The 11,060-nt window shown below is 75.3% G+C and carries 15 protein-coding genes; 8 read left to right on the forward strand and 7 right to left on the reverse strand.

What is annotated here, in order from left to right; all coding sequences use genetic code 11:
* Positions 1–400: GNAT family N-acetyltransferase (locus tag ASF82_RS08530; protein WP_200931991.1), on the forward strand; the 400-nt coding region annotated here is incomplete at its 5' end.
* Positions 401–497: 97 nt separating this feature from the next.
* Here the strand turns inward: ASF82_RS08530 and ASF82_RS08535 are convergent.
* On the reverse strand, positions 498–866 hold the full coding sequence (locus tag ASF82_RS08535; RefSeq protein WP_056056338.1) for a VOC family protein: 369 nt from the start codon (positions 864–866) through the stop codon (positions 498–500).
* A gap of 71 nt (positions 867–937) precedes the next feature.
* Here ASF82_RS08535 and ASF82_RS08540 point away from each other — a divergent pair, with 71 nt between their 5' ends.
* Positions 938–1,390 carry a MarR family winged helix-turn-helix transcriptional regulator gene (locus tag ASF82_RS08540; RefSeq protein ID WP_056056340.1) on the forward strand — a complete coding sequence of 151 codons (453 nt, stop codon included), beginning with the start codon at positions 938–940 and terminating at the stop codon, positions 1,388–1,390.
* Between the two features lie 12 nt (positions 1,391–1,402).
* Here the strand turns inward: ASF82_RS08540 and ASF82_RS08545 are convergent, their stop codons facing one another.
* Positions 1,403–2,650, reverse strand: coding sequence for an alcohol dehydrogenase catalytic domain-containing protein (locus ASF82_RS08545; RefSeq protein WP_235491236.1), 1,248 nt, complete (start codon positions 2,648–2,650; stop codon positions 1,403–1,405).
* A gap of 117 nt (positions 2,651–2,767) precedes the next feature.
* A complete protein-coding gene (locus ASF82_RS08550; protein ID WP_235491316.1) occupies positions 2,768–3,253 on the reverse strand; it encodes a gluconokinase in 486 nt (161 codons plus the stop codon).
* A 362-nt stretch (positions 3,254–3,615) separates the two neighbouring features.
* Between ASF82_RS08550 and ASF82_RS08555 the strand changes: the two genes are divergently transcribed.
* The 4 genes from ASF82_RS08555 to ASF82_RS08570 all read left to right on the forward strand — a co-directional run bounded on the left by ASF82_RS08555 (position 3,616) and on the right by ASF82_RS08570 (position 6,421).
* A complete protein-coding gene (locus tag ASF82_RS08555) occupies positions 3,616–4,350 on the forward strand; it encodes a FadR/GntR family transcriptional regulator (protein ID WP_056056344.1) in 735 nt (244 codons plus the stop codon).
* Between the two features lie 119 nt (positions 4,351–4,469).
* Positions 4,470–5,633 (forward strand): inorganic phosphate transporter, encoded by a 1,164-nt coding sequence (locus ASF82_RS08560; RefSeq protein WP_056056346.1) that lies wholly within the window; start codon positions 4,470–4,472, stop codon positions 5,631–5,633.
* Positions 5,630–5,950 carry a hypothetical protein gene (locus ASF82_RS08565; RefSeq protein WP_082514505.1) on the forward strand — a complete coding sequence of 107 codons (321 nt, stop codon included), beginning with the start codon at positions 5,630–5,632 and terminating at the stop codon, positions 5,948–5,950. The genes ASF82_RS08560 and ASF82_RS08565 overlap by 4 nt, the downstream gene beginning before the upstream one ends.
* Before the next feature lie 159 nt (positions 5,951–6,109).
* Positions 6,110–6,421 (forward strand): hypothetical protein, encoded by a 312-nt coding sequence (locus ASF82_RS08570; RefSeq protein WP_056056350.1) that lies wholly within the window; start codon positions 6,110–6,112, stop codon positions 6,419–6,421.
* Between the two features lie 103 nt (positions 6,422–6,524).
* Here ASF82_RS08570 and ASF82_RS08575 read toward each other — a convergent pair whose 3' ends face one another.
* Positions 6,525–6,719 carry a hypothetical protein gene (locus tag ASF82_RS08575; RefSeq protein ID WP_056056351.1) on the reverse strand — a complete coding sequence of 65 codons (195 nt, stop codon included), beginning with the start codon at positions 6,717–6,719 and terminating at the stop codon, positions 6,525–6,527.
* Between the two features lie 58 nt (positions 6,720–6,777).
* Here ASF82_RS08575 and ASF82_RS15540 point away from each other — a divergent pair, with 58 nt between their 5' ends.
* Together ASF82_RS15540 and ASF82_RS08580 are read left to right on the forward strand one after the other, a co-directional pair.
* Complete coding sequence (locus tag ASF82_RS15540) at positions 6,778–6,930, forward strand: hypothetical protein (protein ID WP_156370014.1); 153 nt, start codon at positions 6,778–6,780, stop codon at positions 6,928–6,930.
* 56 nt (positions 6,931–6,986) lie between these two features.
* Complete coding sequence (locus ASF82_RS08580; RefSeq protein WP_056056353.1) at positions 6,987–7,787, forward strand: hypothetical protein; 801 nt, start codon at positions 6,987–6,989, stop codon at positions 7,785–7,787.
* An 18-nt stretch (positions 7,788–7,805) separates the two neighbouring features.
* On the opposite strand, the gene ASF82_RS08585 is transcribed toward ASF82_RS08580, so the two are convergent.
* The 3 genes from ASF82_RS08585 to ASF82_RS16110 all read right to left on the reverse strand — a co-directional run.
* On the reverse strand, positions 7,806–9,161 hold the full coding sequence (locus ASF82_RS08585; RefSeq protein WP_056056355.1) for a hypothetical protein: 1,356 nt from the start codon (positions 9,159–9,161) through the stop codon (positions 7,806–7,808).
* Between the two features lie 170 nt (positions 9,162–9,331).
* Positions 9,332–10,024, reverse strand: a complete 693-nt coding sequence (locus ASF82_RS08590; protein WP_056056357.1) for a hypothetical protein — start codon at positions 10,022–10,024, stop codon at positions 9,332–9,334.
* A gap of 59 nt (positions 10,025–10,083) precedes the next feature.
* A partial coding sequence (locus ASF82_RS16110) for an ABC transporter ATP-binding protein (protein ID WP_235491237.1) occupies positions 10,084–11,060 on the reverse strand: 977 nt, incomplete at its 5' end.

An 11,060-nucleotide genomic window follows, 5' to 3' on the forward strand; every position in this document is an offset into this window, starting at 1 on the left:
GCGCGACGGCTTCGGCCTCTGGGCGGTGGAGCAGCGGGCCGACGGCGAGTTCGTCGGCTTCGTCGGCCTGTCGCGGCCGTCGTTCGAGGTCGTCGCCGGCGGCCGGGCCCTCGTCGACCCCGTCGAGATCGGCTGGCGGCTCCGCCGCGACTCGTGGGGGCAGGGGCTCGCGACCGAGGCCGCACGCGAGGTGCTGCGGCACGCCCTCGACCCGGCCGGCGCCGACCTGCCCGGCGTCGTGAGCTTCACGGCGGCGCTCAACCTGCGCTCGCGGGCGCTGATGGAGCGGATCGGCCTGCGGCGCGACCCGGCCGACGACTTCGCGCACCCGGCCCTGCCGCCGGGCCACCGCCTCCGGCCCCACGTCCTCTACCGGGCGGATCGCACCTCGTCGGCCTAGCCCGGCGTCGCCCGGGTCGCGGTCGAGTGGTCACGAACGGCGCCTCGACCGAGGTCGGGGCGACAGTTCGCGACCACTCGGCGGGGCCCGACGGCCGTCAGGCCCGGTCGTGCAGGGTCACGTGGTACCCGTCGGGGTCGGCGAAGGTGAACGTCCGCCCGAACGGCCCGTCGACGGGCGCCGACACGATGCGGTGCCCGTCGACGACGAGCGCGTCGTGGATCTGCTGCACGTCGGTGGCGTGCAACCACAGCGCGGCGCCGAGCCCCGGCTGCTCGACGGCGTCGAGATCGGTGCCGGGCACGAGGTCGCGCAGCGCGAAGGCGATCGGCGTGGTCGTGAAGACCACGGCGTGGGGCGGGCCGGCCGGTGAGCGCACGAGGCCGAGGTACTGCTCGTAGAAGGCCTGGGAGGCGTCGAGGTCGCGGGTCTGCAGCGAGATGAAGTCGGGGCCGGTGACGGGCACGGGGGTCTCCTCGGGAGTGGTGGCTGAATGTCAGGATCCTGACATGGCACAGCCTATGTCAGAATGCTGACATGAGTCCAGACCGAGACGGCATCGACCTCGAGACCTCCCTCGGCTACCTCCTCAAGGAGGCGGCGAGCGCCCTCCGCGCCGCCATGGACGATGCCCTCCGCCCCCTCGGCATGACGATCACGCACTACTCGTGCCTCGAGCTGCTGGCGCAGCGACCGGGCCTGTCGAACTCCGACCTGGCTCGCGGGGCGTTCGTCACCCGGCAGTCGATGAACGTGCTGCTGCAGTCGCTGGAGGCGGCCGGGTCGGTGGAACGACCGCCGGAGGCGCGGGTCGGCCGAGCCCTGCCGGCCCAGCTGACCGAGGAGGGCCGTCGCGACCTCGCCCGGGCCACGGCCGCCGTGCGGGCGGTCGAGCGTCGGATGCTCGACGACCTCACCGTCGCCGAGGAGGACGCCGCCCGTCGGGCGCTGCGCGCCATGGTCGCGTCGCTGCGCGGCGACGCCGCCTGACCCGGGGCCCGCTCACAGGCCGCCGACTCCCCCCGGCCGCACCCCGACCCGCACCGGCGCCCCCGGCGCGCTCGCGAGGCGCAGTGCGTCGTCGAGCTGCTCGAGCGGCACGACGTGCTCGACGAGCTCGGCGAACGGGTAGCGGTGCCGCTGTTCGGAGACGAACGCGACCGCGGCGACGAGGCTGGCGGGCGCGTAGTCGTGCACCCCGGTGAGGGTGAGCAGCCCCCGCTCCACCCTCTCCGGCAGCACCGGCACGGCCGCTCCGGGCGCGACCGGCCCGGCGAGCACGACCACCCCGCCCACGCCGACCGTGTCGACGAGCAGCGCCACGGCGGCGGAGCTGCCCGAGGTCTCGAGGGCGACGGTGCGGTGGCGGCCCGAGCGGTCCACCTGCGCGAGCGCGCGGGCGAGGCTCGTCGGGCCCCGCGACTCCCCCGGGTCCGCGACCGCGGCCGCTCCGAAGCGGCACGCGAGCAGCCGCCGGCACTCGAAGGCCTCGACGACCACGACCCGAGCCCCCGCCTGCGTCGCCATCGCCGTCGCCGCGAGCCCGCGCGCCCCGGCCCCCGAGACGACGACCACCTGCCCGCGGAGCGCCTCCGCGGCCGCGCCCCCGGCCGCCAGGGCCAGCAGCGAGGAGGCGCGGTGCACGGCCTCCGCAGCGGTCGCGACCGCGCACGACGCGGGGGCTAGCACCTCGTCGGGCACCGCGTCGTCGTCGACGACGACGACCGCCGCGCCCCGACGCACGTGGACGTGGCTGGCGAACCCGCCGCCGAGCTCCCACGAGCGACGGACGGCCGCGTGCCCGTGCCGTTCGAGGCTCGCGCAGGCCTGCGGCAGGCCGCGGTGGCACTCGACGCACCGGCCGCACGCCACGACCACCGACCAGACGACGCGCATCCCCGGCAGCAGCCGACGCCCGTCGACCGACCGCGCGTGCGGGTCGGCGTCGACGACGCGACCGACCTGCTCGTGGCCGAGCACGCACGGGGTCGCGCCCGGCCGCCGCCCGGTGACGGTGTGCACGTCCGAGTCGCAGATCGTGGCGAGGTCGACCCGCACGAGCGCGTCGCCGCGCTGCAGCCGAACCCCGGGCACGGCGACGGCCTGCAGCGGGCGGCCCGGGCCCTGCCAGGTCATCGCGACCGCCGCCTCCGGCAGCACCAGGTCGCGCCCCGGCGGCAGCGTCACCGGCCCGGTCGCGGTGCCGCCCGCGCCCCGCGCCCCCGCGCGGGTCGTCGCCCTGTTCGTCATGCCGTGCCGCCCCCGTCGCGCGCCGCGGCTCCGGTGCCCGCGTCGTGCCCCCGACGCTACGGAGCGCCGGTGATCGGCCGGCGTCCGGCAGGTGAACGAGAGGAGGCGCGGTGCCGGTCAGCGGGTCGGCGAGAGCCCCAGCAGCCGGATGACGTCGTCGGCCTCCTGCTCGGGCGTCTGCGTCGCGTCGACGACGATGTGGCGCTCGTCGGCCTGCGGCGGCTCGAGGGTCGCGAGCTGCGAGTCGAGCAGCGAAGCCGGCATGAAGTGGCCGGGGCGCGCCGCCATCCGGCCGCCGATGAGGTCGTTGCTGCCGCGGAGGTAGACGAAGACGACGTCGAGCTCGCGCAGCACGTCGCGGTAGCTGCGCTTGAGCGCCGAGCAGGTGATGACGCCGGGCACGCCCTGCATCGCGTGCTCGATGATCCACGACGAGACGGTGTCGAGCCACGGCGCCCGGTCGTCGTCGTCGAGCGGCACGCCGGCCGCCATCTTGGCGACGTTCTCGTCGGGGTGGAGGTCGTCGCCCTCGGCGTGGTCCCAGCCGAGGCGCTCGGCGACCAGCGCCGCCACGGTCGACTTGCCCGAGCCCGAGACGCCCATCACGACGAGCACGGGGGCGCCCGACCAGCGGCGCGCGGTCTCGGGCACCTGCGCCGCGCCTCCGGCCGGCACGTCGCGGGAGGCGTCGTGGAGCACGGGGCCGGGGGCGGGGGTCGGGGAGGGAGAGGTCATGGTGTCGCGTCCTTCCGAGGACGCTTCTCTGCGACCTCGTCGTCTGGGGAGGGCCCGCGCGCACCGCCCGGCGGGGCGGCGTCGGTCGGCCGGTCGTGGAGGCCGGGGCTGCCGGTCTGCCATCCTGGGAGGACGCGCGGATCTGAATAATCAGATTAATCAGACCCCAGGAGTGTGCCACACGGCGACTCCCCCCGGCAAGACGCCCGCGAGGGCTCAGGAAGACCACGATGACGACCGGACTCCCCTCCGCCTCCCGCGACCGCGGGCTCCACGCCCGCGTCGTCGACGCGCTCGGCCAGGACATCGTCGACGGGCGCCTCGCCCCCGGCACGATCCTCAACGTCGAGGCGATGAGCGAGCGGTTCTCGGTGTCGCGGTCGGTGCTGCGCGAGGTGCTCCGGGTGCTGCAGTCGCTCGGGATGGTGGAGCCCCGGCAGCGCACCGGGACCCAGGTGCTGCCCCGCGCCTCCTGGGACCTGATGAGCCCGCAGGTGATCCTCTGGCGCGGCCGCGGCCCCGAGTACTTCACGCAGATGCGCGAGCTGCTCGAGCTGCGGCTCGGGCTCGAGCCGATGGCCGCCCGCCTCGGCGCGCTCACGCCCGACCCGCTGCAGGCCGCCGTCGTGCTGGAGGCCGCCCGCACGATGGTCGAGGCCGACGCCGCGGGTGACGGGCCCCGCTACCTCGAGGCCGACGTCGCCTTCCACACCGCGCTGCTGCGCGGCTCGGGCAACCAGGTGATCGGGCACTTCGCCACGCAGGTCGAGGCCCTGCTGCGCACCCGCGTCGAAGAGGCCCGGGCGACGATCACCGACTGGACGCCGGCCGCCGCCGCCGCGCACCTCGCCCTCGCGGAGGCGCTCGTGGCCGGTGACGCCGACGTGGCGTTCCGCGCCGCGTGGGAGCTGATCTCGGGCACGGTCGACGAGTTCGTCCGTGAGTCGGACGAGGAACTGCACTGACCGCAAGCGTTCACGCGCCGTTCATCGCGGGCGGCCCGGCCCCGGCCTAGCGTCGGCCGGGCAGGGGGCGCGGCGCCGCCGTCGCGACGCACCGGCCGCCCCTCGGAGGGACGACGACGATGGACGTGCTCGTCACGGTCATGCTGGTGATCGTCGTGGCGCTCGTGTTCGACTTCACGAACGGGTTCCACGACACCGCGAACGCCATGGCGACCTCGGTCGCCACCGGGGCGCTGCGACCCAAGGTCGCGGTGCTCATCTCCGCCGTGCTCAACCTCGTCGGGGCGTTCCTCTCGACCGAGGTCGCGAGCACGGTCTCGAACGGGCTGATCCGCGAGGGCGAGGGCGGGGTGCAGGTCACGCCCGTCATGATCTTCGCCGGGCTCGTCGGCGCCGTGCTCTGGAACCTCGCCACCTGGTACCTCGGCCTGCCCTCGAGCTCGTCGCACGCGCTCTTCGGCGGCCTGATCGGCGCGGCGGTGATCGGCGCGGGCATCGGCTCGGTCGACTTCGCGGTCGTGCTGTCGAAGGTCGTGCTGCCCGCGATCATCTCGCCGGTCGTCGCGGGGGTGGTCGCGCTCGTCGCGACCTACGTCGCCTACCGCATCACCCGGCAGGCGACCCTCCGCGGGTCGACCGCCGCCTTCCGTCACGGCCAGACCGTGAGCGCCTCGCTGGTGTCGCTCGCGCACGGGACGAACGACGCCCAGAAGACGATGGGCGTGATCACGCTCACCCTCATCGCGGCGGGCTACCAGGGCGCGGGCACCGGCCCGCAGCTCTGGGTGATCGTCGCCTGCGGGCTCGCCATCGCGCTCGGCACCTACCTCGGCGGCTGGCGGATCATGCGGACGGTCGGCAAGCGCATCACCGACGTCAAGGCCCCGCAGGGCTTCGCCGCCGAGACCAGCTCGGCGGCCACCATCTTGATCTCGTCGCACCTCGGCTTCGCCCTGTCGACGACGCAGGTGACCTCGGGCTCGATCGTCGGGGCCGGCCTCGGCGCGAAGCTCGCGACCGTGCACTGGGGCGTCGTCGGCAAGATCGCCTCGGCCTGGGTCTTCACGCTGCCCGCCGCCGCCCTTGTCGGCGGCGTCTCGGCGTGGCTGGCCAGCACGAGCACGGCGGGCCTCGTCGTCGTCGCCCTGCTCGCCCTCGGCGGGGGCCTGGCCTTCGCGTTCCTCGCGCGGCGGCACCCCGTCACGCACGAGACCGTCAACGACGGCGACGAGGCTCCCGCGGCTGCCCAGCCGGCCGGCGCCTCCCGCCAGCAGGGAGAGTGACCGTGTTCCTCGGAGTGGACTGGGGCGCCTTCGTGGTCGTCTTCCTCGTCGCCCTCGCGGCGACGGCCGTGATCGTCACGTCGTTCGCGCTGGGCATCCGCGCGTTCGCGGCCGGGGCGGAGGAGCCGGCGGGTGCTGGTGCCGGTGCTGGTGCGGGTGCGGGTGCGGGCTCCGACGGGGCGACGGCGGCCGGGGCCGCAGGCCCGGGCCGGGTCAGCCGTCCGGCCGGGGCCACCGCCGCGGGGCTCGCCTGCTTCGCCGTGGGCGTGGCCGCGGTGCTCTACGGGCTCTGGATGATCGTGCCGCAGTTCCACTGACGACGTCGAGGTGCCCCGTCCTGGGTCCTGCCGCACGGTGGGGGCCCAGGGCGGGGCATCTCGGTGCCCGGGCGGCGCCGAGGAGTCGCGGGTCGGGTCGACGACGAGTCGTCACGTCGCGTTCACGCGCGCGTCGCATCGGCGGCGCACCATCGACGCATGATCGCCATGAGCGCCCTCGTCCGGCCCACCGCCGGCATCCGCCCCGTCCGCCAGCTCGAGCAGAGCCTGCGACGGGACTACGAGAGCGTCCCGGTCACGCCCCACCGCTTCCTGGTGCGGTTCGCGGACGGGCCCGTGCTCATCACGGACGAGCTCGGCTCGCTGCGCGTCGACGTGGTCGTCTCGGACGAGCGGGCCGCGCGGCACTTCGAGGACTCCTTCCGCACCGAGATCGCGGTGCGGCTCGAGGAGGGCTCGCTCGACGTGAGCTGGTCGCGCCCCGCGACCGTGCCCCAGCCGCTCCGCTGACGGCCGCCGCCGCTGTGCGCGCCGGCACGTGGATCCCACTGATCTGGCTCCTGGCACCGCGGAAGGGACGCAGCCTAGACGAACCGTGGTCCCCGCGGGGCCCCTATCGCTGTCGTCTCGTCCTTCGAGCCCCGCGGCTCTCCTTCACGAACTTCGCCCCCAGCCCGGCCCCGGTGACGAGGACGGGGCACCCCACGAGGAGGACGACGGACGACGCTCGGGGGTACGCCGACGCGACGGCGACGAGAGCGATCGTGCTCGCCACCACGACGAGCACGTAGGTCAGCCACTGACGCACGAGAGTGCCCCTTCCTCGTATCGCCAGAGCTTCCGCCCGCCCCTGTAGATGCTACTTGATGTTCTGGATCTACAACATTTCTTCCGCAGGGAGACCCCCATGGCGCGCCGTCCGCGAGCACCTGCTCGGCCTGCCCCTGCTCCTCCTCACCGTCGCGCTGGCGTTCGGGGTCCTCGGCCTCGGCTCCTGGGCCGTCGGCGGCGTCCTCTGAGGCGCGGTCACCGCCGCTGCCCCGCGACCGGCGTCGCGCTCTGCGAAGATCACGTCATGGACCCCTCCGCGCCGGGCGCGCACGCCCGTGCGTCGAGCGGTCGGGGGCCCCTGCGGGAGCGACTGCACCGCGACGCGGGCGACCTCGACGCCCGGGCGGAGCTGGCCGGCCTGCACAGGGCCGCCGGGCACGCCGACCAGGCGGGCCGGTGGGCGCTGCTCGTCCCGGGCACGGCGACCGCAGCAGAGAAGCAGGCGTTCATCGACTGGATCGTGCGGAGCGGTGAGGCTGACCGTGACCGGCTGCTGCGGCTGCTCTTCGTCCCGAGGACGTTCTCGGCCGCCGAGGTCGACCCCGCCGGCGTGCTCCCCGGGTTCGTGGACCAGCTGCGCCGCGACGCGTCCACGTACGCCCGGGCGTCGTCGACGAGCATCCGGGGGTGGATCGCCGACACGGCCGTCGGCGTCGCGGCCGTCGTCGTGCTCGGCGCCCTCGCCGGAGGCGCTGCCTCGGCGGCCCACGCCGTCGCGCTGGCCACCGGGTCCGCTGTGCTGGAGTGGGGCATCTGGCCCGACAGCTGGGCCGGGCTGTGGACCGCCACGAGCGTGCTCACCCTGGGCCTGGCGGCGATCGTCACCCTGTGGTCCGCGGCGGCCCTGGCCGCCCGGCTGCCCGAGGTGATCACGGACCGGCGCCGGCGAGCGCGCCGCTCGCCTCGCCGCGACGGCAGCCGCAGCGCCGGCGGCCGCAGCGCCGGCGGCCGCGGCTCGGGTCGGCAGGTGCGCGACGCCGACCCGCGCGACCTCGACCGCGGCGGCCACGACGACGACGCCGGCGGCGACGTCGCCGGCGGGTGACACCGTGACCCACCCCCGCTAGACGACCTCCCCCGCCCACTGCGTCGCGAGGTCCGGGTAGACGCGCAGCGCCGCGGCCGGCACCACCTCCCAGGTGCGACGGTCCTCCTCCTCGAAGCGCGCCTCCGCGAAGACCGGGTACTCGCCGGCCAGGCCCCGGGGCCACTGGTCGAACGGGTGGTCGTGGTCGCGCTGAGCCGTCCCCGACGCGCAGAGGGCGTCGCGCTGCTCCGACGACAGGGGCCGGAGGACGCCCGCGCCCTCGAGCCACTCGACGACGAGCGCGAGGCTCTCCTCGGCCCGGGCCTGGTCGGCGCCGGTGACCGCCCGCCAGCGGAGCTCGGCCTGGAGCGCCGTCTCCGCCGCGCCGACCGACGCCAGCCACGGCATGGCGAGGGCCGGGGCGAACGGGCCCCGGCCGTTGACGGTCGCGGCCGTGAGCGGGGCGTCGGAGATCTCGACCAGCAGCCGGGCCTCGGCCGTCGCGAACCACTCCGCGACGTCGTCGGCGAGCGCCGGGTACGCGATGGTCGCCCTCCCCGCGGCCACGCTCGCCCGCTGCCGGGGGATCGTGCGGTCGCGGAGCGCGAGCGACGGCCGGTCGAGCCCCAGGTCGGCGGCGAGCTGCTCGACGCGCCCCTTCACGTCGTCCCGGATCGTCAGGACGGCGAGCAGGTCGGCCCCGATCGGGTCGGGCACGTCCCAGTCGAGCACCGGGGTGCCGCGGGGCACGGGGAAGGAGTCGGGGCAGCCGATCCGCACGACGAGGTCGGCCGCCCGCACCGGTGCCGCCATCACCTTCGCCGGCACCTGCTCCGTCTCGACGGGAGCCTTGTCCATCCCCATCACGACGACCACCTCCCGCTGCACGAGCGGGCTCACGCGCCCCTCCTGCGGCGAGACGCCCCGGGCCTCGACCATGAACACGGCCCCGTCGAGCACCCGCAGGTAGGCCGCCGCCATGACGCTCCGCCCGATGCCCCGAGGGCTCACGACCATCACGCGGGGGATGCGGTCGCCGTCGAGGACGGCAGCGAAGGAGGCGCGGTGCGCGGCGCTGAGGCGAGGTCGCCCCGGTGCGGCGGCGCCCCGGGCCGCGGCGGCGGCGCGCCGACGGACGGCCCGGACGAAGCGGATCTCACGGGCGTACAGCACCCCGAACGCGACGGAGAACCCGAGGCACAGGAGGGCGCCGACGTACCCGAGGACGACGCGGAACCAGAGCGCCCCCGCGACCGGCCAGCCCGCCGCGAGCTGCGCCCGCTGCTCGACGTCGGGGAAGAGCCAGGCGTCGGTGCTGATCACGGCCACGACGACGGCCATGAGGGGGAAGACGGGGAGGCACCACAGCATCGCGCGCTGCGCCTCGGTCACGACGACTGCCCTGGTGACGTCACGACGACCTGCCCTCCCCCTGCGGCAGGACCCGCGCCTCCCCCCGGACGATCCTGGCGGAGGCGCCCGCCCCGGTCGATCCCGCGTCAGGGGGCCATCGCCGACGTCACCGGGACGATGCGCTCCGACGAGACGACCCCAGCGGAGGGTCAGCCCCAGATGCGGTCGACGATCGCGCCGAGGAGGTCGTCCGTCGGGTAGTTCGACTGGCGCACCGTGACGACGACGCCGTCGCGCACGAGGACGGTCTCGGCGAAGTCCGTGTCGTACTGCTCGTCCGTCGTCGTGAACTGGCACACGGTGCCGCCGAGGCGCTCCGAGCAGTCGTAGACGACGTCGGCGCCCCGCCGTTCGGTGTCGACCGCGGGGTCGGCGAGCCAGTCCAGGTAGGAGGCGGCGGCCGCGTCGTCCACCGTGGCCACGTCCACGTACAGGCCGGTGACGTCCGCCCGCGGGTCGCGCCAGCCGCAGGTCAGCTGCGTGGCGGCCACCACGGTCTCGTAGGGGTCGGCACCCGCGGGTGCCGGGCTCGGCTGGAGCTGGCCCGTCGGGCCCGTGAAGAAGTCAGGGTCGTTGAGCGGCGTCTCGCCCATCGTCGCGGCGTAGGTGGCCGGGTCGACGATGTCGGTGCAGTCCGTCGGGATCGACGCGACGGCGGGCTCCCCGGGCGTGGCCGACGGCGTGGGGGCGGGGGTCGCCGATGCCTTGCTCGCCACGTCGGTCGCGGTCGGCGTCTCGTCCGGCGAGCCGTCCGCCCCCGTACCGCACCCGGTCAGGGCAAGCGTGAGCGCCACGAGGACGCCTGTCGTCGTGACGGCCCGGGCCGTGCGTGCGTGCCTCATGGTGTCCCCCTCCGGACCGACCGCGCCGGGCGTGCCCCGTCCGTGGTCGTGCGTCGACCCTACCGACGCTCGGTCAGCGCGTCCTCGTCGGCGGCGACGTCCTCCTGCACGGCGAACTGCGTCCGGTGCAGCTCCTCGTAGCGGCCGGCGGCGGCCAGCAGCTCCTCGTGCGTGCCGCGCTCGACGATCGAGCCGTCCTCGACCACCAGGATGAGGTCGGCGCTGCGGATCGTGGAGAGGCGGTGGGCGATGACCATCGCCGTCCGCCCCTCGAGCGCCTCGCTGAGCGCGGCCTGCACCGCCGCCTCCGACGTGCTGTCCAGCGCCGCCGTCGCCTCGTCGAGGATGACGACCTGCGGCCGGGCGAGCAGCAGCCTCGCGATGGTCATGCGCTGGCGCTCGCCGCCGGAGAGCCGGTAACCCCGCTCCCCCACCATCGTGTCGAGCTGGTCGGGCAGCGAGCGGACGAGCGGCTCGAGCCGCGCCCGACGAACGGCGTCCCACACCTCGTCCTCGGTGGCCTCGGGCCTCGCGAGCCGCAGGTTCGAGAGGATCGTCTCGTGGAACAGGTGGCCGTCCTGGGTCACCATCCCCAGGGTGTGCCTCAGGGAGGCGAAGGTCACGTCGCGGACGTCGGCCCCGGCCAGGCGCACGGCACCGCCGTCGACGTCGTAGAGGCGCGAGAGCAGCTGGGCGATCGTCGACTTGCCTGCCCCCGAGGTGCCGACCAGGGCGACGGTCTGGCCCGGCTCGATGCGGAACGACACCCCGTGCAGCACCTCGTCGCCGCCCCGGGTGTCGAGCGTGGAGACCTCCTCGAGGGAGGCGAGCGACACCTTGTCGGCGGACGGGTACGCGAAGCGGACGTCGTCGAACTCGACGCTCACCGGGCCCTCGGGCACGGAGGCGGCGTCGGCCTTCTCCCGGATGAGCGGTTCGAGGTCGAGCACCTCGAAGACGCGCTCGAAGCTGACCACCGCGCTCATGATCTCCACCCGCGCGTTCGCGAGGCCGGTCAGCGGCACGTAGAGGCGGG

Source organism: Frigoribacterium sp. Leaf164 (assembly GCF_001423665.1).
In the GTDB taxonomy this organism is placed as follows: domain Bacteria; phylum Actinomycetota; class Actinomycetes; order Actinomycetales; family Microbacteriaceae; genus Frigoribacterium; species Frigoribacterium endophyticum.

Excerpts from the sequence above, each read along its gene's own strand:
- ASF82_RS08540 (WP_056056340.1), top strand. The coding sequence starts at position 938 with ATGAGTCCAGACCGAGACGGCATCGACCTCGAGACCTCCCTCGGCTAC.
- ASF82_RS08545 (WP_235491236.1), bottom strand. The coding sequence starts at position 2,650 with ATGACGAACAGGGCGACGACCCGCGCGGGGGCGCGGGGCGCGGGCGGC.
- ASF82_RS08550 (WP_235491316.1), bottom strand. The coding sequence starts at position 3,253 with ATGGGCGTCTCGGGCTCGGGCAAGTCGACCGTGGCGGCGCTGGTCGCC.
- ASF82_RS08555 (WP_056056344.1), top strand. The coding sequence starts at position 3,616 with ATGACGACCGGACTCCCCTCCGCCTCCCGCGACCGCGGGCTCCACGCC.
- ASF82_RS08560 (WP_056056346.1), top strand. The coding sequence starts at position 4,470 with ATGGACGTGCTCGTCACGGTCATGCTGGTGATCGTCGTGGCGCTCGTG.
- ASF82_RS08570 (WP_056056350.1), top strand. The coding sequence starts at position 6,110 with ATGATCGCCATGAGCGCCCTCGTCCGGCCCACCGCCGGCATCCGCCCC.
- ASF82_RS15540 (WP_156370014.1), top strand. The coding sequence starts at position 6,778 with ATGTTCTGGATCTACAACATTTCTTCCGCAGGGAGACCCCCATGGCGC.
- ASF82_RS08580 (WP_056056353.1), top strand. The coding sequence starts at position 6,987 with ATGGACCCCTCCGCGCCGGGCGCGCACGCCCGTGCGTCGAGCGGTCGG.
- ASF82_RS08590 (WP_056056357.1), bottom strand. The coding sequence starts at position 10,024 with ATGAGGCACGCACGCACGGCCCGGGCCGTCACGACGACAGGCGTCCTC.